The sequence below is a fragment of the Nostoc sp. KVJ3 genome (assembly GCF_026127265.1).
Taxonomy (GTDB): domain Bacteria; phylum Cyanobacteriota; class Cyanobacteriia; order Cyanobacteriales; family Nostocaceae; genus Nostoc.
The window spans coordinates 2,204,321-2,226,595 of the sequence record NZ_WWFG01000002.1 but is presented as its reverse complement, the minus strand read 5'-3'; the positions used below and the strand labels follow the sequence as shown (position 1 = coordinate 2,226,595).

Here is a 22,275-nt window from a genome sequence, read left to right as displayed (position 1 = left end):
CTTTTATATCTTTCGCTATTACGAAGTTTGAAAATAGAATTTGTGAATCATTCTACTATCTGTATCAACGACAGATATTCTGTATAAAAAAAGTTGTTAATCCAAAATCTAAAATGGTCAAGATACGGGCGTTATTGTCTGGGTATTACGGTAAAGGTAATGGTGGTGACGAAGCTTTGTTAGCAACGCTTTTGCAAATGTTACCATCTCACGTAACGCCTGTGGTACTTTCGGGTAATCCAGAGGAAACACGCGATCGCTATAATGTTGAAACTTGCGATCGCATGGCTCCCTTACCTGTACTGCAAGCTTTACGTTCCGGCGATGCTTTGATTTGGGGCGGTGGGAGTCTCATTCAAGATGTCACCAGTACTATCAGCCCATTTTATTATGGGGGACTGATGGCATTAGCGCAGAAAATGGGTTTAAAAACTATTGCTTGGGCGCAAGGTATTGGCCCGTTGGTACGTCCGCAAACTCGTTGGTTAGCGCGGCAGACCTTTGGTAATTGTACCAAAATTAGTGTCCGCGATCGCGCCAGTGCTGCTTTATTATCTGATTGGCAAATCCCTTGTATCATAGCTCCTGACCCCGTTTGGGCGTTGGAATCTAAACCAGTACCAGGACTTTGGGATTTACCTGCGCCGAGAGTTGCAGTAACTTTGCGATCGCATCCCCAACTTACAGAAACACGTCTGGCAAATTTGACTCGTGCTTTGGTTGACTTTCAAAAAGCTACACAGGCTTTTATTTTACTACTACCGTTTCAAAAAAGTGAAGATTTAAGTATTGCCGAAGCCATTCAACCACACCTTAAAGATGTCAGCCAGATTTTGTGTTTGTCAGATCCGCAACTTTTGAAAGGTGTGTTTCGCGGCGTAGAAATGGCAATTGGGATGCGCCTACACAGCTTAATTATGGCTGCATCTGAAGGTTGTCGCTGCTTTGCTCTCAGTTATGATCCCAAAGTAAATCGTCTTATGGAAGACTTGGAAATGCCTGGATGGGATTTAGCAAGTTTACCCGATGATCCCAATTTGATTAGTTTGACTTGGATGGAGCATTATGCTAATGGCGATCCCTTATCATCAGAGAAAATCCAATCTTTGGTGGATGGTGCATTAATCCATCGTGATGTTTTGAGTGAAGCCTTAGTTTCTGTACCCTAACTAAGGCGTGTGGATTTATAAAGGGTAGGTCAGAGGTAAACGAATTATGCCTACGATCGGTTATTGGATTAAGAACCTTGATGACGATCAATTTCTGGCACCGCAAGAGGTTGCGGGAAAACTAGCACCAGATATTGCCAAACGGGTGGTTGCTTACCTTTGTGCAGGAAAGCTATACGCACAATATCGTGGATTATCGTGGTGTAGGTTTATGCATGGATGTGCTAAAGCATTCATGGGAAGTTCAGAATTAACTGATGGTTACTGGATATGGCCTGAAGGCTTGGTTCACTATGTGGAAGTGCATAGAGTTGCGCTTCCTGAAGAATTTCTAGCAGATGCTTTAACCCACATTCCGCACTTCAACTTGAAGTACAAAGAGATTACGTCAAGAGAAAAGCAAAAAAATCAGGATGATTAAGATTCGTAGTGCTGAACGAATCTACAGCATGAAAATAAATCATCAAACACAATGTATTTGATGGTTATGTAAGCACTAAAAATTTGAAGAGCAATTACTGTTTCTTCGATGTTGATAAATTTTTCTTCATTTTCCAAAAGTTGTTCACTTTAAGAAAGCAGATAATATTTTAGACAAGATGATGGCAGACAATTCAAAATAAAATTACGTTCTAATGTTAAATTAACAATTTGGTTAACACCATTTAAAGTCAAAAGATGAATTCCTTGAAAACATTGAAACACCCATCTTAATGTCGGAGAAATCGTTAACTTACCTAGTTGATTTTTGATTCCGATTTTGATTCTTTTTAAGCTATTTCTCAGTTCCCTTTGTCCAAGATTATAAACTAACAAGCACAAAGACATTAAAAATAACATCGTCTCGATTCTTTCAGGGTTTTCTACAAATAAACTATCGGCAAAAAACAAAGGGTCTTTTAGAAATCTGAACCCTCTTTCACAAGACTGTTGATTTTTGTAATTTGTCAAAATTTCTTCTGGTTTTAACTTATCATCGTCAACTAAGTTTGTCGCTAAAATAAATCTTCCCGCTTCTTTTCTGATTCTTTCTATCTCTTCTGGCTTTTGATGCTCCACTCCTTCTATTTTGTAAATAGTCTTATTACCTTTTGATTTACTTTGAATAACCTTAACTTCTTTAATTTCAAAGAGGTTCAATTTTTTGTTTACGCTTTTTAGTTTATATCGAGCTTGTTCTGGACTTTCAAAATCTTCTTTGTTTATTTCCTTGAGCAGCTTTTCAACTTTGATTTTTTCGGTTTTCATCTTTTTTTCTAACTTCTTCAAATCACTTTCTTGTCTTTTTTGACTTTCTACTATTAGCCAATTTTGTTTGATGCCACCATAATTTACTATTTCCGATTTCCACTTGTATCCGTCTAAATTCAAGGCTGCTCTTTTTGCACTTTCTTCGGAATTTATCTCTTCTATCTCTACCGAATGAACTAATTCCTTTGCTCTTTTGATTGTCATCGGTACTCTACTTATCCATTTTAGATGTTCGATTAATTGGAGATTTTCTTGACTATACAATGCACTATCACAGACCATGATACTATCAAAGTTTATTTGCTTTTTAAACTCTCCTAATATTTTTCCAAACACGGCTTTGTCTGCTTCATTTCCATCTCCTGCTCTCATTAATAATGGTATATCTCCATCACTACTTGTTATTAAATCTAATACACATTGTTTCAAGTCTGCTCTATGGTCGCGCGAATATCCTTTGGTGATAATTATTGGTTTTTGTTTGATTATTTCTAACTCTTTCTCTTGATTATATTCATTTTTATATTCCCCATGCAGATGAAATGATGTCGCATCTAAATGAGAATATTTTGTTTCTATCTTGAATTTATTAATCACAGATAAGACAATTTCTATAAATAGGTTATTCAATCCATATTTATACAATTTATCCATAACTCTTCCCAGTTTATCATCATTCACATAATCGCTTTTTATTCCTTCTGCCAATAATAATTCGATTCCTTTGTCTTCAAAAAATTGACTAAATAAATATAAAGGTCTTGATACAAATCCTAATCCATTGAGCAGAATAGCTTTTACTAATATTCCTGATGAAATTTTTTCCCGAACATCTATTCCTAATTTGGAGTTGATTATGTCAACTATTCCTATTTCATCAATTAGTCCAGCTACTATTCCTAAGTGATCTATATTTTTAATTTTTGTTTCTGAGGTTGGAGACAATTTTTCTACCTCTAAAATATTTTAGATTTTTTTGATTGTCTCACTTTTTCGATTAGAAGCTTCTAAGTATTTTTACTCAGGTATATCCAAGGATAACTCTGTATTACTTTATGCTACTTTTGAAGTGCGGAATGTGGGCTTTAAATAAGTTAGTGACAAGAAACAAAAGTATTGAGCTAGATTCAGATATTGCTTTCTGGGTGAATTGGTGTTCACAAAACCAAGATCCAGTTTTTAGGAAACAGCTTATTGCTGCACGTCAGACTCCGCCGCAAGAAGTACAAGATGCTTTAATAGCAGAGATTAATGCTTTACAGCTTAAATATGGTTTGTCTGAACAACTCTGTCTGTGTGATGGATGCAGGGAAAGAGCCTTACAAAGCCAAGTAGTCTGTGTTAAACACTTTCTAGGTGATGAGCGTTGGGAAAGAGGTTGGAGATCGGGTTTTCATTCACTGTTGTACGACTTCTGATAAACTACTGATTCGTTTTACCGCTAACAATCCCTGACCATTGAACTTTTTTCTCTTTCTCCCGGCGGTAAGAAAAGAAATGCTCTGGAGTTTGGAAAGTACAATAAGGTGCGATCGCAATTTGTTCTGTACTAATCCCCATGTTTTCCAGTTGTAAGGTATTGACTCGCCGGACATCCAACCTTACCTTTCCAGGATCGGGATCTTGCAGCAACGGCGAATTAGGTAACTCATGCAATGCAGTTAAAATTTTTTGTTCGTCTTCATGTGGTATAATACTAGCCCCGATTTCGGCAGCCACTTCCATAGAGACTTGGTAGACCTCACCAGCGATCGCTGGGCCCATCGCAATGCGTAAATCATCGAGTTTGCTGCCTTGAGATTGTAGCCGAGCGATCGCTTGGGGCACAATTTTTTGAGCAGTCCCCCGCCAACCAGCGTGTAATGCTGCTACTTGTCCAGTTTTCACATCCCCAATCAGCACGGGTGTACAATCGGCGCTAGCTACCCAGACAGCTTGGAGAGGCTGTTCGCTAATTAAACCATCCGCCGATGCTAAATCCTCCTCAGCAGAGCTTAAGAAGCTCTCAACTTCTTGAGGGGTGAGAACAGTATTGCCATGAACCTGCTTTAAGCGATAGACTGATGCCTCTGGTTGCAATACTTCTGTGATAACTTGTGGCGATCGCGGCCAAAACTGCTGGGTAAAGAAGCCGTGATGCCAATGTTCCAGAATACTACAAGTTAGATAAGGCAGTCCTTCCCAATTGCGCCAGTGCCAAGTGTGCATCTTCAACCAAACCTAAACACAAAATCACTCATCAGCCAATCAATGCTAACTTGAACAACGGAATTTGGGTTAACTGCTGTGGGATTTAATCTGCAAAACTTGGAAACAGCCTTGCAAGCAGGGCGTAAAGATACATACTTACCATTTTCCCTCCACTTTTTTGAAAGCGTCTCTTCAACAAACCAAACCCTCTGGAACTTACTCAACCAAGGGGCTATTTCAGGAACAGTAGTCATCGCAACTGTCCAATCTGCTGGGCGCGGACAATGGGGACGCGAGTGGATTTCTCCAGTTGGGGGATTATATCTTTCCGTTGCGATTTCTTTTGACCAAAAAATAGAGGCTACTGACAGCTACCAGCTAACTTTCGCTACAGCTTGGGGAATTGCGTCTCAATTGCGCCAGTGCGGTATAGATGTTGGGATCAAATGGCCAAACGATTTAGTTTTAAATGGTCGCAAACTTGGCGGCATTTTGACAGAAACCAAAGTAAACAAAGGACAAATCACTCAAGCAATAATTGGTGTTGGTATTAATTGGACAAACCCAGTACCCGAAACTGGAATCAATCTGGAATCGTGGCAAGCTTTGCAAGATGTCAGACCAATTTCTTGTCTGGAAATGCTCACCTCTAAAGTCTTACTGGGAATAGAATCCGGTATAGAGTGCCTTTTCCAAGAAGGAATAAGCATACTCTTGTCTCGCTATCTAGATTTGCTTACAAACATGGGCGATCGCGTGTACGTCAATAATCTTTCAGGTAAAGTAGTTGGAGTAACTTCTCAAGGAAATTTACGAGTTGATTTAGAAACACATGATACAAAGGAACTAATTACACCGGAAATTTATATTCAACCCGGTACAATCAGTTTGGGGTACCATAAATCTTCCATTTAAATTTGAGGTTTGTTCAAAATTTCGCTCTTTGGGCAAGACAAACCACTAGCATCATCTCTTTAGGCTAATTACACACAACTGAGAGAACAAATGACGCAGCGCAATAATTCTGCCCATCATCGTTTACATTACTTATGGCAGAAAGGTCTAACAAAAAAACGTTTTGCTTCAACGCTACCCGCTCAGAGCCTCTGCTGGCTGAGTAGCGTTAGCCTCCTAAGCGGCGGCTTCGTGTTTGCCCAAACGGAAACACAAATAGACAACATTGTTCCTACTGTTGAAACTTCCCAGCCAACAGCAGTTACAAACCCAGGTAAAAAACAGGCTGTTGTTCCCGAAGCAACGCCAGCGCCACCGGAATTTTCCCAACGGCGAGCCAGACTCAGCCAGAGATTACGCAAGAAGCCAGAGGTTGCTCAATCAAAAGAACCAGTTAGGCAGTCTACGCCCAAAATCGAAGCTGCCCAAGCTGTTATTCTTATCAGACAAAAGCTCAAGGTAGAAGCCTCCCAAGTTACTCCTCCAAGGGTGAGACAGGAAAACCCCAATACCCCTGCTCGCTCTTTACCAGAGAAACTTCCAGAAGTTACTCAACCAGCAAATAACTCGAACAGCACTGTCAGCGCAACGACGGGGAAAACCAAGGATTATAATAACGCCTATATCGATCCTAATAGTTATGACAGTGGTGCTACAGGTACTTATCAAGCACCAAATTCCGTAATCCTCACAGAACGCTCCAGTGGTTGTAAAGCCACTTTACCTTCTGGGCAAAGTGTATTAGGCGGTGTTTGCGCCAAAACACCCCAAAGCAATGTAGCTAATAATACTAGATCGACACCCACTTGGCTGAGAAGAAGTCAAAACGCCCAATTACCTATAGTTCCACCCGTGCGGCAAGTTGCAACTACTGGTAACACCAACAGATGGGGTGCTGTTCAAAGTGGTTCTAGTGGTGACAATAAGACTGCATATCGCCCTAATCGGTTTATCCCCAATCCCAGCGAGTTCAGTCCCACAACAGTGAGTGCAACACCCATCGCACCCAGTGGCGGAGCTTTACCTCCACCAATGGCAGATGGGAACATTGCACCCCGCCCCAGCAACGTCGCTTACGACTTCTCATTGGCCTCAGTATTGCCGCAAATCCCCTACAGTGGGGTAGTTGCGTATAGTGGTACGGGAATGATGTATCCATTGTCTGTTCCCGCTCCCATTACTTCTTTGTTTGGTTGGCGAATTCATCCAATCACAGGCGATCGCCGCTTCCATGCTGGTACAGACTTGGGTGCCCCTATGGGAACACCAGTTTTGGCTGCTGCTGCGGGTCAAGTGGAAACAGCTAATTGGATGGGTGGTTATGGTTTAACCGTTATCCTCAATCACAAATCTGCTGAACAAACTCTCTACGGTCACATGTCAGAAATCCTTGTTCATCCTGGTCAGTGGGTACAACCTGGAACTGTCATCGGCCTAGTTGGCAGCACTGGTAACTCAACAGGCGCTCACCTGCACTTTGAAGTCCGCCATTTAACAGCCAACGGGTGGGTTGCTACTGACCCAGGCGTGCAATTACAATTCGCCCTGAATCAGTTAGTGCGAAGCCTACAAACCGCTCAGGTAAGCCAAGAACCAGGTAGCTAGAAGAAGCTGAGGAGCAGGGGAGGCAGGGGAGGCAGGGGAAAAATAACTAATGCCCCATGCCCAATACCCTACTCCCTACTCCCCATCCCTAAGTTACAAATACCCGTGTTCTGCTAAGAATGCGGGTGTAATACCATCCATACTGGTTTCATCAGGGGCTGTGGTGTGTGGATTGCCAGAATAAAGAAATTTTTCCACGTATTTGCCGAGAATATCTCCTTCTAGATTCACCAAACTGCCAGAAATCAAATAGCGAAGATTTGTCTCGGCATAAGTGAGAGGAATTACCGCCACTTTAAATTGTGAAAGTTCTGGCTCATAAGCGGCTACTGTGAGACTGATGCCATTGACCGCAATGCTACCTTTAGGAACAATGTACCGAGCGATCGCAACGGAAGCAATAAAGGTCATTTCCCAAGAACTAGCCGTTTGTTCTGCCACTAGCAATCTACCAATGCCATCTACATGACCCATCACAAAATGACCGCCAACTTTGCTACCTACCTTTAGAGATGCTTCTAAATTGACATATCTCTGTTGTGTTTGCTCACCTCCCAACGTCGTGCGGCGTAGCGTTTCCGGTGAAGCCGTGGCGATAAACCCGTCTTTTAAAACTTTTTCTACTGTCAGGCAAACACCATCTACTGCAACACTGTCACCATAAGCCAAATCTTGCATAATTACTTCACCCGACTGGCTTACACAAGTAATTTGCCAAGAATCGCCCCCCAAGGGTTCCATCGTTCCTAATGCTTGGATTAATCCTGTAAACACGGCTTTTTTGTCAAACTAACTCTAGTTATTGCTTATTTTTGCCTGAAATCAATTGGTAATTGTCACATAAATCTCGAATATCCAAGTATATTTTCTGACTTTTTTTCGCATAGGAATATTAACACATTAGCATCCTTCACGAGGCATACTTGGGTAAAAAGGTTATTGTCTAAGAAGACCGATTTGACTTACTCTGGTTTTCACCACAAGTTCGGAGTTTAATAGAAGCAATTATAGAGAACGAATGCTTATGTTTATTACTCTCGCTAAACCGCCTACGAAGGGGTACTATTTGTTACACAGCATCCAAGGCTCTCAAAGCATTGTAGAGGCTTAGGCAATGATTGAAATGAAAGTCGCTGGCATAGCATTAGATGCCATAACCCGCAGCCCGATCGTCCTTTTGAAAGATTCTTCAGATCGGCGGGCTTTGCCAATTTATATTGGTCAGGAACAGGCTAGGGCAATTATGGGCGCACTGGAGAATCAAAAGCCTCCCAGACCCTTAACTCACGACCTGATTGTGAATCTTCTAGAGACTTGGAATATGACTCTAGAAAAGGTGATCATTCATTCCCTGCAAAAGGATACATTTTATGCAGCTTTAATTGTCCAGCAAGGCGAAGTCAAAAAAGAAATTGACGCACGTCCTAGCGATGCGATCGCTATTGCCCTCCGTACAAATACCCCTATATGGGTAATGGAAGAAGTGATTGCCGATGCTTCTATTCCTGTTGATCGAGATGCAGATGAAGCCGAACAACAAGCCTTCCGTGAATTTATTTCTAATCTCCGTCCCGAAGATTTGATTAAGCGCTTTGGTAATGGCGACAGCTAAATCAAAGTTATGAGTTATGAGTTATGAGTTATGAGTTATGAGTTATTTGCTTCAACTCCTAACTGTTAACTGTTAACTCCTAACTCTTTGTTAAAGATGCAATACCGACGCTTTGGGAAAACGAATCTACACCTCTCGGTTTTTTCTCTGGGAACAATGCGCTACTTGGCTTCTTTTGAAAATGCTCACCAGACCATCGAACAAGCCTTAGTGCTAGGAATTAATCATTTAGAAACCGCCAGAGGTTACGGCAAAAGCGAGGAGTATCTTGGTAGGGCGTTAAAAGCTGGGTTGTCAGTACCCCGAACGAAGCTTTACATCACTACCAAAATTCCAGCCACAGCCGATGCTGACACCATGCGTCGGTGCATAAACGAATCCTTAGAACGATTACAGCTAGATTATTTAGATTGCTTAGGTATTCATGGCTTGAACACTTGGCAACATTTGGAGTGGGTGCAAGCCAAAAATGGTTGTATGCAAGCCGTGAATGAAGCTGTTGCTGATGGTCGAGTCCGACACGTTGGTTTTTCCACTCACGGGACATTAGAGTTAATTCAAGCAGCAATCAACACAGGTTTTTTTGAGTTTGTCTATCTGCATTATTACTATTTTTTTCAACGGCACGCACCAGCGATTCAACTAGCCGCCGAAAATGACATGGGCATTTTCATTATTTCCCCTGCTGATAAGGGAGGACTTCTCTACACGCCACCCCAGACCCTAAAAGACCTGTGTCATCCGTATTCACCCTTAGAGCTAAACTATCGATTTTTACTTTCTGACAACCGTATTACTACTTTGAGTATCGGGCCAGCTAACCCAGATGAATTAAGGGAACCTTTGCAAATCGCTGATAATGATGGAGAGTTAACATCAGCAGAAAATTCTGCTTTCCAAAGGTTAGAAAATCACCAAAAAGTTACTTTGAAAACTGATAAGTGTAGTCAGTGTTATGCCTGTTTGCCCTGTCCAGAAAATATCAATATTCCAGAGGTATTGCGATTACGTAATCTCGCAGTAGCATACAACATGAAAGATTATGGTCAATATCGTTACGGAATGCTTGAAAATGCCGGTCACTGGTTTCCTGGTATGAAAGGGAACCGATGTACAGAATGCGGTGACTGTTTGCCTCGGTGTCCAGAAAAGTTAGATATCCCAGCTTTGTTAAAAGATACTCATCAAAAATTAAGTGGGAAAGCAGGTCGGAGATTGTGGGGTTGACCTTTTTTTAATTAAAAATTAAGAATAATAATAATAATTTTTAATTAATTAATTTTGGGTACAAGCCCCCACCCTTCGGGAATTAAAAATGCAAAATTATTAATTAAAAATTTCAGAGAATCCCCTCAATTTTTAATTAATAATTTTTAATTTTTAATTGGAGCGAAGCGACTTGACACTCTTTTGACTTCTATAGCGGTTCTCAATTAGACATCTGGTAAAAATGATTGTAGAGACGTAGCACTGCTACGTCTCTACAAGAGTTATGGATAACCCATATTTAATTTCTGGAGGTCTGTATTGCATGGAATACAGACCTAACCCCCAACTCCTTGTCTTGTAGGGAAGGCTACGGTGTACATACAACTCGGACTGACTAACAAAGGTTTTACCCCACCCTAACCCTCCCCGATATATTAGCTACGGTGTAAACACAAGTCGAAAAATCCTCTCCAGTGAAACTGTCACACCCATCCATATCCCTCCCAGAACTGAAGTTCAGGGCTGATAGCGAAACTCCACTGAAAGTGGACTGAATTAATTATTTAGTCTACTTTCAGTTGACTTAGGCTATGAGACTCGGAATTCATTCCGAGGCGGGATAGAAACACAGTGCAAGATTCATTTTTCCCACCTTTCGAAGGGGAGGGTTAGGGTGGGGTAAAACCGAGATTTATCAACTACCTCAGACTTGTGTGTACACGGTAGCCTAAGAGGAGAGAGGCTTTGAATTTTTCCCTCTTCCCCTTCTGTAAGGGGGTTAGGTTTGTGTGCATACACTTTGTTTGCGTAGCATCTCGGAGAGAGGGCTGAATCTGCTCACTACGAGCCGTGAATAACATTGTTTGAGCGATTAAATCAGAGGGGTTTGACCCTCTATTCATCATCTGTATGCGTCAGTGGGAAGGGGTTGTGGTCAAGATAGGTTTGTTGGTAATTGACTTCCACCCTGATTCACAGGATGACGCTAGCTAAACAAGCGATTAAACTATGGATAATATCAAAGCCATTGTTGCTTTTAGCACAACTTACATAAATTTCATCTCATTCTTAAATCTAAAATCTCATCCTGCTATATAAAATACCAGTTATGTCAGTGTATCAAGGAAGTTATGGGGAAACCACCGATTTGGTGATTGGTGTTCACAACCAAGAAAACCTCGAATTACAAACAAATTCTGCTCCTGTGGGCGCTCTGGCCACAAGAAAAGGAAATTTTTCTACCTTTCTTGCTCCCCTGACTCAGGATACTTTTAAGCAGGTCGTTCAGGATGTTGAGCAAAAATTACAGATTGTCCATCAAACCCTATCAATGCTGGATTCTCAGGGGTTTGAAACTCTTCTGCAAGAAATGTTGCATTCGATTACCTTAAAAACCGGGGAATTACTAGGGGCAGACCGGACAACGATATTTTTATTGGACGAAGAAAAACAAGAACTTTGGTCTATTTTAGCTGAGGGGGAAGGCGATCGCTCTTTAGAAATTCGCATCCCTGCCGATAAAGGGATTGCTGGGGAAGTTGCTACTTTTAAACAAGTTATCAATATTCCTTTTGATTTTTATAACGATCCGCGATCGCATTTTGCCCAAGAACAAGAAAAAAGAACTGGCTACCGCACCTACACCATGCTGGCTTTGCCACTGTTAAATGAACATGGGCAATTAGTCGCAGTAGTCCAATTACTGAATAAATTAAAATCTGGCAATAATCACGCCGCTCCCCTTGCAGAGCGCGTTGATACTAAAGGTTTTCTCTCTTGTGACGAACAATTATTTCAAGAATTTGCCCCTTCAATTCGCCTAATTTTAGAATCTTCGCGCTCTTTTTATGTCGCCACCCAAAAACAAAGAGCAGTGGCGGCGCTAATGAAGGCCATCAAGTCCCTCTCTCAAAGCAGTCTCGACTTAGAAGACACCCTGAAGCGGGTGATGGATGAAGCCAAGGAACTGATGAATGCCGATCGCAGTACCCTATGGTTAATAGACCATGATCGCCATGAATTATGGACGAAAATTACTCAAGATGATGGGTCAACGAAAGAGTTGCGAGTTCCAGTAGGTAAAGGCTTTGCGGGTATAGTAGCGGCTTCTGGCAAGAAACTAAATATTGCCTTTGATTTGTACGACGATCCTGACTCAGAGACAGCCCAAGGACTAGACCAACAAAACGGCTATCGCACTTGTAGCTTACTTTGTATGCCAGTATTCAACGCCGATCAACAACTGATTGGCGTTACCCAACTCGTAAATAAAAAGAAAACTGGTGATTTTCCAGCTTATAATCCAGTTGATTGGCCCAAAGCTCCCGACTGCTTCCAAGCTAGCTTTGACCGCAACGATGAAGAGTTCATGGAAGCCTTTAATATTCAAGCAGGAGTGGCGCTGCAAAATGCTCAGTTGTTTGCCACAGTCAAACAACAAGAACAAATGCAACGAGATATTCTGCGTAGTCTTTCTAATGGAGTGGTTTCCACTGATAAAGCTGGATTAATTATCGCCGCCAATGAAAGCGCCAAGCGTCTGCTAGGGCTGGAATTAGAAGACCGTTTAGAAGGTAAATTAGTTACTGATGCGATCGCCATCAAAGAAGGTGACTTTAGCAAGTGGTATCAAGATGCTTTACATGCAGTTGACTTAAGAGACCGCCAGCAATATTACCCCGATCGCACACTCGTAACTTCTGGTACAGAAAAGCACAGTATTAATTTATCCATTAACACAATTGCCGATGCTAGCGACCAAGAGCAAGTGCGGGGGGCGCTGGTGGTGATGGAAGACATCAGTGATGAAAAGCGGCTCAAGAGTACCATGTACCGCTACATGACCCAGGAATTAGCCGAAGAATTGCTGAAATTGGATGATGCTAAACTAGGAGGCGATCGCAAAGAAGTTTCAATTTTATTTTCGGATATTCGCGGCTACACCACTTTGACGGAAAACTTAGAAGCAGAAGAAGTGGTAAGTATGCTCAATGAATATTTTGAATCAATGGTGGAGGCAGTCTTTAAACATAAAGGCACTCTTGATAAATACATCGGCGATGCAATCATGGCTGTGTTTGGTTCTCCCCTACCATTGCAAGAACACGCTTGGATGGCAGTGCAAACATCCTTAGAAATGCGCCATCGTCTGCACGAATTTAATCAACGTCGCTATGTAGATGATAAGCCCAGAATTAAAATCGGCATTGGCATCAACTCCGATACTGTCATTAGTGGGAATATTGGCTCTAGTAAACGGATGGAATTTACCGCCATTGGCGATGGCGTTAATCTTGGCTCCCGATTAGAAAGTGTCAGTAAACAATATGGCTGCGATATTATTATTAGCCATAACACTTTTAAACCATGCGAAGATAATATTTGGGCAAGGGAACTAGATTATATTCGTGTCAAGGGCAGAAATGAGCCAGTAGCAATATATGAATTACTGGGTTTGCGTTCCAATCCCATTGAAAGCGAAAAATTGCAAGTAATTGAGCATTATCACAAAGGACGCGAATATTATCTCAGTCGGCAGTTTTCTCGTGCTAGAGCCGAGTTTGCCAAAGTTTTGACAGCTGATAACCAAGACAAAGCTGCGATGTTGCATCTGTTGCGTTGTCAGCATTGGTTACAATCACCCCCAACAGATTCTGATTGGGATGCAGGAGTCTGGACATTTCAAGAAAAATAGGTGACGTGCTTATGGTGGGTTAGGTATAAGAAAAAACCTTTTTCCAATAGTAGCGATCGCATAAAATAATACCAAAACAGACCATTTGTAGAGACGCGATTCATCGCGTCTTGACTTGACCCAAGAATATGTTGCAATCATTAATTTTATGAAGTTTCCAACGCATCTTAAACGTGGGGTCATATTTGTAGGACTTACGCAAAAACTCTCTGAAGCTCTTATTTATTTGTGTCCTTTGCGTCCTTTGTGGTTCGTTTTTTCATGATTTTACGTAAGTCCTGATTTGAACGCTTATTTTCCCCTAAAAAATGTTTAAGTCACGTTAGAAAATAGAAGCAAGGGAGCAACAGAAGAATAACAATGCCCAATCATTATCGATATATTATTTTTTACAAACCCTATGGCGTTCTCAGCCAGTTTACAAAAGATGCTCCCACCCATAGCACCCTGAAAGAGTATATTAATGTAGCTGATGTCTATCCTGTAGGACGCTTAGACTGGGATAGTGAAGGGTTGCTGCTGTTAACAAACGATGGGCAATTGCAACATCGCCTCGCTCATCCGCGTTTTGGTCATAAACGTACTTACTGGGTACAGGTAGAGCGAATTCCAGATGCAGATGCGATAAAAAGATTGCAAACAGGTGTGGAAATTCAAGATTACCGCACTCAACCAGCAGAAGTTAAGCTTTTACCACAAGAGCCACAGCTACCTGAACGCAACCCGCCAATTAGATTTCGCAAAAATGTGCCAACAGCTTGGCTAGAAATGACCTTGACAGAGGGAAAAAACCGCCAAGTACGGCGCATGACTGCGGCTGTAGGGTTTCCGACTTTGCGACTGGTAAGGATCAGCATAGCCCACCTACAATTAGATAACCTACAACTGGGTCAATGGCGCGACCTAACTACATCTGAACTCCAATTTATTTAAATAGGACTTACGCATTGACAGAAAAGACCAAGTATAAATGATTTGAAAAACCATATTCGTCGTAGGGGCAATTCATGAATTGCCCCTACGACGTGGGTCTATTTGCCATCAATTAATTATTAATAAAAACCTGAAACGTCGTATTTACGTTGATGCACAACATGATTGTTTTGTACAATGCCTAACTCCTATCAAATTATAAACTGAGATTGACGCTTAGAGGTTGTTTGAAAAGTAGTGAAGTGTGATTTTAGGCACTAGTTGATCCCCCCTAACCCCCCTTAAAAAGGGGGGAACTGGAATCAAAGTCCCCCTTTTTAAGGGGGATTTAGGGGATCTCCAAGGGTTAGGCGTATAAAAAAAACTTTTCAAACATCCTCTTAGAGGATGTTTGAAAAGTCATAATTGATGTATAAAGTTTTTTTACCCCACCCTAACCCTCCCCGATATATTGGGGAGGGAACAAGATTTTCCGATTTCCCCCCAATATATCGGGGGGATTAAGGGGGGTAATAATTCGATTAAAATCACAACATACTACTTTTCAAACAACCTCTTACACTCAACAAATTTGGGCTTTACCTTCTTAAGTTGACACCAATTAGCAGTGCTGTGCCCTTAAAATCATTTGTACCTCACGCTCACGCCTGTTGCAATCTGCTGTATATTTATTTACGCCCGTCTATTTAAAACGTTATTGCAAGCGAAGCAAGGCAATCGCAAAGACTGAAATTGCAACTTTTAGAGACGCTTCGCTCGCAATAACTAATAAAAAATGAAGGCTTTTTAACCCACGGAGGTGGGTAAAGTTTCATGTAGCCGCGACTTATAGTCGCCCAGGCAGTAACTTAGCTCACAAAATTGTTCCAGTTTCCTTCAAATAAACCCGTGTAAATGGTTCATCTTCAGCCAAAGTATAATCTTCAATCAAACCTTTGCGACGGACAGAAATACCGTTACCTTTTTTAGTCACCACAGTAGAACCATCAAAGACATCCCGTGCCAGTATCATCTCAGTTTCAGTGGGATTATCCAAAACTACGATATTACTATTCTGGTAAAACATCCCCTGTTCATCTAAGATTTCTTCTGCATACTCAGCAATCAGCAAATCAAGTTTGGGATGACGTAGCAAAGTTTGGACATTGCTGTTGTAATTTTTGCTTAATACTTTTTTCGAGCGATTCACAAAAACTCCATCACGACAAACAGCACCTATTGTCCAGTCGGGATGTTGCAAAAGGATATGGTCAATTGTTGCTTGCAGTTCCTCAACTGAGATTTTATTAAAGGTAATAATCGGTATCCTAGCATCTGTACCCGACTCAAAAAATGTTTCTAGAATATGCGAAGGTACATCAACGCTTTCACCTTCAGAAGGTTTAAGATGCATTAAAACTCCCGGTGCAGCGTTGATTTCTAGAATAGCGAAGTTACTCGATTTCCACGATTCTGCAAGACTTTTGGTAATGACATCAATCCCTAAACAAGTCAGTTGGAAGTGTTGGGCAATATCTTGCGCCAAAATAATATTGTCAGGGTGAACTGTCTTGGTTGCATCGATACTCATACCCCCAGAGGAAAGATTGGCAACTTTACGCAGATAAACAGTGCGTCCTTTCTCAATCACGCTGTCTAATGATAGGCGCTGTTCCTCTAGGTAGAGTTCCATCGCTTCATCAATCTGAATTTTACTCATGGGTGAGGTAGGCGTGTCTAAACGTGCAGGTTTGCGATTCTCTAGGCGGATTAATTCTGCAAGCGTTAAGTAGCCATCACCAACAACCGATGCTGGACGGCGTTCTGTGGCGGCGACAAATCTGCCATTGACACACAACAACCGAAAATCCGATCCGGAAATACTTTTCTCAACAATTATCCGAGTTAATTGATCTTCAGGAATCGCTGCTAATGCCCTATTATAAGCAGATTCCAGTTCTTTGGAGTCTTGTACGTCAGCCGTAACACCAATTCCTTTGTGACCTACTACTGGCTTAACTGCCACTGGGTAGCCAATTTGTCTTGCTGCTGCCAAGGCTTCCTTTTCAGAAAAGACGATATCGCCTTCAGGCACCGGGAAACCCAAGGTTTTTAAAAATGCCTTGCAGTCATCTTTACGGGTAGTAAACTCCGAATCTAAATGACTATCACAGTTAAATGTTGTTGCTACTCCCCGGACGTGTTTTTTTCCAAAGCCGTATTGCATTAATCCTTCTTCCCACAAATAAAAGGCGGGAATACCTTTTTCGTAGGCTGTTCGCAATAGGGCGTAAACTGTAGGGCCACCATAGACAGATGCACGGAATTTATTTTGCAGCCTCACTAGCTGCTCATCAAAGTTAAAGTCTTCGTCTTGGGTAATGGCTTCAAACCAATCCCAGACAAAATAAACTACCTCTCTAGTTGTGCGTTCATGTAATGATTGGACACTAATTCGGATGAAATCTGGATATGGTTTAACACTCCAACGGTTAAGGTGCAAATCCATATCAAGCTTTCCGACTTCAGACACAACTTGAGCAAAAAGATGGGCATGGGAATCGTAGCTTTGGCTGCCCAAATTTGGATAGCGATGTCCATTGACAAGGCGCTCTACGTCTGTGCCAATCCTTGCAATGTACTCTTCAATGGGCAAAGGCTCTCTAGAGTCAATTAGAGCAAAATCAAAGACTAGTGCCCCTGTATCTAAATAGGGGTTGGGCCCAATATAATGCTTGAAGTTGAAAATATCGAATACATCCGTTCTTCTAGCATTAACGCGGACTAAATCACTGCTTTTTTGTAGAACCATTGATTACAAACCTTTGGCTAAACACCCTGAAATTTCAATGCTGAGTTATAGTTTCTCAGACTTGTTGATTGTAGGTTGATTCAGATTAATTTTGGATATTCATGGCAAAGCCATTGATCTAATCAGAACCTACAATAACCCTGTTAGTAGGCATTTGTAACTATCTCAGGACATAATTAAATCTTGCTTCTTCAGCAGAGAATAAAGAATAGTTACTTCCTCCTCATGAATAGTCAAATATATAACCTTTGAAAGGTGCAATACCTATTCCATTACTTGTATAAATAAATATGCGGTATTCAAAAGACAGCAAAGCATGAATAGCACACAAGCTGATCTAAGAGATGAAATTCGAGAACTTGCTGAGGAAGCTTTTCACCAAAAGCTGATCTCTGGGCATGGTGATGGGCCAGACATAAACGAGTATCAAATTGTCTATCAAGGTAAACCCAGGCATCTGCCACTAGAACAAGCACGTTTTTTCTTAACTAATTTGCTTTACAGAAGTCGCATTCCTTAAGGCTTCCCATTAGATACGTAATTGCACTCAACTACAGTTAGTCCCAATAATTGCACGAGAAATTTGCAATCGGCAATTAGCAACATAGTCAACAATGCCTCTAGAAAATCTATCTAGAGGTAGTTGATATTGGGGATTGTATTTAGTAAGCGAAAATTAATTTTGAGATTTTCCTGAAAAATCTTTTGGTTTAATTGCGATGTCTAACGACAAGCCGCTTTGCATCTAGGCAAATTTTAATCCTACCTTCTCTCAGGTAATCTACCAGAAGGATGATTTGATAGTTTAATTGTCATGGTTTAGTGAAATTTATTAACTCATATCAGGAGGGCATCATGGTGGAAGGTAATTCCAAACGGCAATTGGTAATTATTGGCGGAGCTGAAGATAAGGAAGGAGATTCCCAAATTCTGCGGGACTTTGTGCGACGCGCTGGCGGTACGAAAGCGTATATTGTCATTATGACGGCGGCGACAGAATTACCAAGAGAAGTGGGAGAAAATTATATTAGAGTTTTTGAGCGTCTGGGAGCCGAGAATGTTCGCATTCTTGATACAGAAACCCGTGAAGATGCATCTTCATCCACCGCATTAGAAGCAATCAGTAAAGCAACTGGAGTATTTTTCACTGGGGGAGATCAAGCTCGCATCACTACTATCCTTAAGGACACCGAAATCGATACGGCGATTCATAAACGGTTCGCTGAAGGTGTAGTTATCGCCGGCACAAGCGCTGGAGCTGCCGTGATGCCAGATAAAATGATCGTGGAAGGTGATTCGCAGACACATCCTCGAATTGAAACTGTAGAAATGGGCCCCGGTTTAGGCTTTTTGCCAGGCGTGGTAATTGACCAGCATTTTTCCCAGCGTGGACGCTTGGGACGATTAATTTCCGCTTTAATACTAGAACCTGCTGTTTTAGGATTCGGTATTGACGAGAATACCGCTATGGTCGTAACAGATAATCAAGTTGAAGTGATTGGTGAAGGTGCGGTTACGATTGTTGATGAATCAGAGGCTACGTACAATAATATGGGCGAAATTTTGAAGGATGAGTCTTTGGCAATTTTCGGGGCAAAGCTTCATATTTTGCCACATGGCTTCAAATTTGATTTGAAAACTCGCCAACCAATCGTAAATAATGGCTCTGTGGCAAATGTCTCTGTACCTGTTGGTTAAATCAACACTTAACTTTTTGAAGTTGCGTTGAAATTGAATAAATAATTAATACTTGTAGATTAGTGGCATTTATCTCTTGAATATCCTCCCATTACTCTCAAAAATAGGGACACAGCCCCGCTTTTTAAGAGTCAAGGGGGGATTGATTATTAATGTTCCTTATCTTATAGGGGTTTTCATTTACGTGAAGACATCCGTAGGGGCACGGTATGCCGTGTCTCTGTGAATGCGTAAGTCCTAGATAAAGTGATGCGCTAAACCAACCTGATGAAAGATAACTTCTGGTTTGGGGAACACTAGATTTACCACGAGACTTAGCAGGAAGGAGTTGATGTCTAAAGATGAATGGGATAAGAGATTGAAAAATACAGTTCCCCTGCAATTACCCATAACATACTTAAAACCAGTGAAGCGTAATACAATTACCCATGAATTTGACCCTGGTTCACAAGCAGAAATAATACCTCCACAGGAAAGTGACGACAATTTATCGGAAGCGTCTAAGCTATTACGGCAAGGAATTCAACAGCAGCAAGCTGGTGAATTAATAGCGGCGCTGAAGTCCTTACAACAATCCTTGGGGCTGTTTCAGGCTGTTGGGGATTTGCAAAAACAGGCACAGGTATTTTCTTTTTTAGGATTGGTAAGTTACAGTGCTGGTGATTATAAGGGCGCTATCTCCTACTCTCAAGAGTGTTTGTCTTTGGTCAACAACATCCCAGATTTAGCATTGCAAATGCAAGCACTTTCTCATTTAGGTAATTCGTACCGTCACCTGAATGACCATAACAAGGCTATTGAGTTTCTGGAAAAGTGTTTGCAAATAACCCAACAGCTACAAGACAAACGCAGTCAAGTGGCAGCACTAAATAATTTGGGATTGGTTTATAAAGCTTCGGGGAACTTTACACAGGCTATTGAGTATCAGCAGCAAAGCCTAGAGATTGTGCGGGAACTCAAAGATAATTGGGGGGAAGAACAGGTACTCAAAAATTTGGGTAATGCTTGGTATGCTTTGGACAATTACCCAAAAGCGATCGCTTATTATGAGCAGTGTGTAGTACTAGCACGCTCCTTAAAAAATGTTCGCAGTGCTTCTCAGGTGCTAAAGAATCTCGGTAATGCTTGTTATGCTTTAGGTGATTATACTAAAGCCATTAAGTATTATGAAGATCGGTTACAGTTAGCCAAAGAAATTCAAGACAAGCGTAGCGAAGAACAGTCTTTAGGTAGTTTAGGAGTTGCTTGTGAAGCTTTGGGTGACTATAACAAAGCAATTACATATTATGAAGAACGTTTGCTGTTAGCTAGGAATATCAAAGACCGTCGCAGTGAAGAACAAGCTCTTGCTAGTCTGAGAGTAGCTTGCTATGCCTTGGGTGATTATGCTAAAGCTATGCAATACCAATAAAAAAATCTTCCAGTAATTAAAAAGTTAAGACGGGGAAACAATTTAAAATTTACTTATTCAAAATTTAAAATTACTCGCACAGATCAATTCCGCCCGTTGTTGTTTGTTCCTGGAGATATCGGAGAACTTCTAATGTATCTACTTGGGGAAATTGGGCGTAAAAATTACTCACACTCCAGAAAGGTTCTGGTGTTTCTAAGACAATGGTGCGATCGCCCCACTGTTCTAACCAAGGTAGCAATTTTTGTGGTGCTACGGGAGTACATAACCAAACTGCTGCTGGCGAAAGCGCTTTCATAGCAGTAGCAGCAACTGCTATTGTCATACCTGTAGCAATGCCATCATCAACTAAAATAAGCGTAGCATTCTCGGCATTCACTTGCGGACAAGCAAGAATTAATTGAGCTTCAAGAGACTTCGCTTGGTTAATAGCTTTATTTAAAGCCACTTCCCGCAATCGCGCCTCATGTTTAGTCCGAAATAGCTTTTGATCGCTCCAAAGAACATTTCCCGAAGTAGTTACTGCACCAATTGCTAACTCTGGGTTTTCTGGATGGCTAATCTTTTTCGCCACGACGATTGTCAAGGGACAATCCAAAAGATGTGCGATTGGTGCTGCTACTGGTACACCCCCTCTTGGCAAAGCATAAACGATTGGTACAGGTTTTATTCCAGAAGCAATTGTTTGCTGAGTCAAAACATCATGAATCACTCGCGCCAATAACTCACCCGCATGGGTGCGATCGGCAAAAAGCGGGGTATGTGACATAGTTTCCCCCAGCATCTTAGGACGGCACTGCTTTTATCATGACTGAATTTTGTCTCAAATTAACTGATACAATAAGATTTGTATAAATAATTAAGTATTCAGCAAAAGTCTATTGATTCTGATAAATCTCCAACCAAAGCAGTATTTAACTCAGATAAGACAGATGGTGCTGATGCCAAAATCCTAATTTTCATGAGCAGCGAAACCCAACTCAGCCTCTTCGGCGACTCAACCTTTAATCAACGAGAACTAATTCCCACAGACGCGAAAATTGCGATCGCTCCGGGAACTTATGCCACCATAACGGAGTTGACACAGCATTGCAATAGTTGCCACCGTTGTCCATTGGGAGACACTCGCACCCATGCTGTTGTCGGACGCGGTAATCTCAAAGCACCAATTATGGTTATAGGGGAAGCACCTGGTCAAAATGAAGACGAAACCGGCTTACCATTTGTAGGCAGATCGGGGCAGTTGCTAGAGAAAATTTTGGCATCTGTGCATCTGACTACTGAACAGGATGTATATATTGCCAATATTAATAAATGTCGCCCACCAGATAATAGAGTTCCCACTCCAACAGAAGTGGCGGCTTGTCTACCCTACTTACTAGAACAAATTCGCCTAGTTGACCCCAAAATAATCCTGTTAACAGGTGCAACTGCTGTTAAAGGCATCACTGGCGATAAGCGAGGGATTACGAAAATTCGCGGACAGTGGCTGGAGTGGGAAGGGCGTTTATGTATGCCAATTTTTCATCCTTCCTATTTGCTGCGTAATCCTTCTAAAGAAAAAGGTGCGCCTAAATGGTTGATGTGGCAGGATATTCAGGCTGTGCGGGCTAAGTTAGACGAAATTCAAAATAATAGCTAATTTGGTAAATTCGCTTAAATGATATTGTATTTCACTAATTGCGATCGCCTATTTTGATTGAGATGGAAGCGATCGCATTTATAGGTTTTCACTCCAATTAAGCAATATTTCTCTCT

At 41.5% G+C, this 22,275-nt stretch carries 18 protein-coding genes; 13 read left to right on the top strand and 5 right to left on the bottom strand.

The genetic code is table 11. The features are described 5' to 3' along the window. Window positions 1-113 precede the first annotated feature (113 nt). Window positions 114-1,169: a polysaccharide pyruvyl transferase CsaB gene (csaB, locus tag GTQ43_RS25430; RefSeq protein WP_265275482.1), complete on the top strand. Its 1,056-nt coding sequence runs from the start codon at window positions 114-116 to the stop codon at window positions 1,167-1,169. A gap of 46 nt (window positions 1,170-1,215) precedes the next feature. Further along, entirely contained in the window at window positions 1,216-1,590 is a 375-nt protein-coding gene (locus tag GTQ43_RS25425) for a hypothetical protein (protein WP_265275481.1), read from the top strand. Window positions 1,591-1,739: 149 nt separating this feature from the next. Here GTQ43_RS25425 and GTQ43_RS25420 read toward each other — a convergent pair whose 3' ends face one another. Further along, entirely contained in the window at window positions 1,740-3,365 is a 1,626-nt protein-coding gene (locus GTQ43_RS25420) for an IS1634 family transposase (protein WP_265272106.1), read from the bottom strand. A 131-nt stretch (window positions 3,366-3,496) separates the two neighbouring features. On the opposite strand from GTQ43_RS25420, the gene GTQ43_RS25415 reads away from it, so the two are divergent. Beyond that, window positions 3,497-3,838, top strand: a complete 342-nt coding sequence (locus tag GTQ43_RS25415; RefSeq protein WP_265275480.1) for a hypothetical protein — start codon at window positions 3,497-3,499, stop codon at window positions 3,836-3,838. A gap of 4 nt (window positions 3,839-3,842) precedes the next feature. Here GTQ43_RS25415 and pgeF read toward each other — a convergent pair whose 3' ends face one another. Then, window positions 3,843-4,628: a peptidoglycan editing factor PgeF gene (gene pgeF / locus GTQ43_RS25410; RefSeq protein ID WP_265275479.1), complete on the bottom strand. Its 786-nt coding sequence runs from the start codon at window positions 4,626-4,628 to the stop codon at window positions 3,843-3,845. A 78-nt stretch (window positions 4,629-4,706) separates the two neighbouring features. Here pgeF and GTQ43_RS25405 point away from each other — a divergent pair, with 78 nt between their 5' ends. Together GTQ43_RS25405 and GTQ43_RS25400 are read left to right on the top strand one after the other, a co-directional pair. Continuing rightward, complete coding sequence (locus GTQ43_RS25405; protein WP_265275478.1) at window positions 4,707-5,525, top strand: biotin--[acetyl-CoA-carboxylase] ligase; 819 nt, start codon at window positions 4,707-4,709, stop codon at window positions 5,523-5,525. A 90-nt stretch (window positions 5,526-5,615) separates the two neighbouring features. After that, window positions 5,616-7,169 carry a M23 family metallopeptidase gene (locus GTQ43_RS25400; protein ID WP_265275477.1) on the top strand — a complete coding sequence of 518 codons (1,554 nt, stop codon included), beginning with the start codon at window positions 5,616-5,618 and terminating at the stop codon, window positions 7,167-7,169. A gap of 93 nt (window positions 7,170-7,262) precedes the next feature. On the opposite strand, the gene GTQ43_RS25395 is transcribed toward GTQ43_RS25400, so the two are convergent. Next, window positions 7,263-7,943: a riboflavin synthase gene (locus tag GTQ43_RS25395; protein ID WP_265275476.1), complete on the bottom strand. Its 681-nt coding sequence runs from the start codon at window positions 7,941-7,943 to the stop codon at window positions 7,263-7,265. 340 nt (window positions 7,944-8,283) lie between these two features. Here GTQ43_RS25395 and GTQ43_RS25390 point away from each other — a divergent pair, with 340 nt between their 5' ends. The 4 genes from GTQ43_RS25390 (at window position 8,284) to GTQ43_RS25375 (ending at window position 14,617) form a co-directional block, all read left to right on the top strand. Further along, complete coding sequence (locus GTQ43_RS25390) at window positions 8,284-8,781, top strand: bifunctional nuclease family protein (protein ID WP_012406891.1); 498 nt, start codon at window positions 8,284-8,286, stop codon at window positions 8,779-8,781. A gap of 96 nt (window positions 8,782-8,877) precedes the next feature. Further along, the gene (locus GTQ43_RS25385; RefSeq protein WP_265275475.1) at window positions 8,878-10,008 is read left to right on the top strand and encodes an aldo/keto reductase; all 1,131 of its coding nucleotides are present in this window, start codon (window positions 8,878-8,880) and stop codon (window positions 10,006-10,008) included. Window positions 10,009-11,098: 1,090 nt separating this feature from the next. Next, window positions 11,099-13,684 (top strand): adenylate/guanylate cyclase domain-containing protein, encoded by a 2,586-nt coding sequence (locus tag GTQ43_RS25380; RefSeq protein ID WP_265275474.1) that lies wholly within the window; start codon window positions 11,099-11,101, stop codon window positions 13,682-13,684. A 360-nt stretch (window positions 13,685-14,044) separates the two neighbouring features. Next, a complete protein-coding gene (locus GTQ43_RS25375) occupies window positions 14,045-14,617 on the top strand; it encodes an rRNA large subunit pseudouridine synthase E (RefSeq protein ID WP_265275473.1) in 573 nt (190 codons plus the stop codon). Between the two features lie 853 nt (window positions 14,618-15,470). Here GTQ43_RS25375 and GTQ43_RS25370 read toward each other — a convergent pair. Continuing rightward, entirely contained in the window at window positions 15,471-17,408 is a 1,938-nt protein-coding gene (locus GTQ43_RS25370) for an acetate--CoA ligase family protein (RefSeq protein WP_265275472.1), read from the bottom strand. A gap of 316 nt (window positions 17,409-17,724) precedes the next feature. Here GTQ43_RS25370 and GTQ43_RS25365 point away from each other — a divergent pair, with 316 nt between their 5' ends. The 3 genes from GTQ43_RS25365 (at window position 17,725) to GTQ43_RS25355 (ending at window position 20,517) form a co-directional block, all read left to right on the top strand. Continuing rightward, window positions 17,725-17,928: a hypothetical protein gene (locus tag GTQ43_RS25365; RefSeq protein WP_265275471.1), complete on the top strand. Its 204-nt coding sequence runs from the start codon at window positions 17,725-17,727 to the stop codon at window positions 17,926-17,928. Between the two features lie 335 nt (window positions 17,929-18,263). After that, entirely contained in the window at window positions 18,264-19,106 is an 843-nt protein-coding gene (locus GTQ43_RS25360) for a cyanophycinase (protein ID WP_265275470.1), read from the top strand. A gap of 331 nt (window positions 19,107-19,437) precedes the next feature. Next, window positions 19,438-20,517, top strand: coding sequence for a tetratricopeptide repeat protein (locus tag GTQ43_RS25355; protein ID WP_265275469.1), 1,080 nt, complete (start codon window positions 19,438-19,440; stop codon window positions 20,515-20,517). Between the two features lie 70 nt (window positions 20,518-20,587). Here the strand turns inward: GTQ43_RS25355 and GTQ43_RS25350 are convergent, their stop codons facing one another. Beyond that, window positions 20,588-21,286 (bottom strand): phosphoribosyltransferase, encoded by a 699-nt coding sequence (locus GTQ43_RS25350; protein WP_265275468.1) that lies wholly within the window; start codon window positions 21,284-21,286, stop codon window positions 20,588-20,590. Window positions 21,287-21,478: 192 nt separating this feature from the next. On the opposite strand from GTQ43_RS25350, the gene GTQ43_RS25345 reads away from it, so the two are divergent. Continuing rightward, complete coding sequence (locus GTQ43_RS25345) at window positions 21,479-22,159, top strand: uracil-DNA glycosylase (protein ID WP_265275467.1); 681 nt, start codon at window positions 21,479-21,481, stop codon at window positions 22,157-22,159. Window positions 22,160-22,275: the final 116 nt, after the last annotated feature.

Coding starts and splice junctions, on each gene's coding strand:
- csaB (WP_265275482.1), top strand. CDS start 114: ATGGTCAAGATACGGGCGTTATTGTCTGGGTATTACGGTAAAGGTAAT.
- GTQ43_RS25425 (WP_265275481.1), top strand. CDS start 1,216: ATGCCTACGATCGGTTATTGGATTAAGAACCTTGATGACGATCAATTT.
- GTQ43_RS25415 (WP_265275480.1), top strand. CDS start 3,497: ATGTGGGCTTTAAATAAGTTAGTGACAAGAAACAAAAGTATTGAGCTA.
- pgeF (WP_265275479.1), bottom strand. CDS start 4,628: ATGCACACTTGGCACTGGCGCAATTGGGAAGGACTGCCTTATCTAACT.
- GTQ43_RS25400 (WP_265275477.1), top strand. CDS start 5,616: ATGACGCAGCGCAATAATTCTGCCCATCATCGTTTACATTACTTATGG.
- GTQ43_RS25390 (WP_012406891.1), top strand. CDS start 8,284: ATGATTGAAATGAAAGTCGCTGGCATAGCATTAGATGCCATAACCCGC.
- GTQ43_RS25385 (WP_265275475.1), top strand. CDS start 8,878: ATGCAATACCGACGCTTTGGGAAAACGAATCTACACCTCTCGGTTTTT.
- GTQ43_RS25380 (WP_265275474.1), top strand. CDS start 11,099: ATGTCAGTGTATCAAGGAAGTTATGGGGAAACCACCGATTTGGTGATT.
- GTQ43_RS25375 (WP_265275473.1), top strand. CDS start 14,045: ATGCCCAATCATTATCGATATATTATTTTTTACAAACCCTATGGCGTT.
- GTQ43_RS25370 (WP_265275472.1), bottom strand. CDS start 17,408: ATGGTTCTACAAAAAAGCAGTGATTTAGTCCGCGTTAATGCTAGAAGA.
- GTQ43_RS25365 (WP_265275471.1), top strand. CDS start 17,725: ATGAATAGCACACAAGCTGATCTAAGAGATGAAATTCGAGAACTTGCT.
- GTQ43_RS25360 (WP_265275470.1), top strand. CDS start 18,264: ATGGTGGAAGGTAATTCCAAACGGCAATTGGTAATTATTGGCGGAGCT.
- GTQ43_RS25355 (WP_265275469.1), top strand. CDS start 19,438: ATGTCTAAAGATGAATGGGATAAGAGATTGAAAAATACAGTTCCCCTG.
- GTQ43_RS25350 (WP_265275468.1), bottom strand. CDS start 21,286: ATGTCACATACCCCGCTTTTTGCCGATCGCACCCATGCGGGTGAGTTA.
- GTQ43_RS25345 (WP_265275467.1), top strand. CDS start 21,479: ATGAGCAGCGAAACCCAACTCAGCCTCTTCGGCGACTCAACCTTTAAT.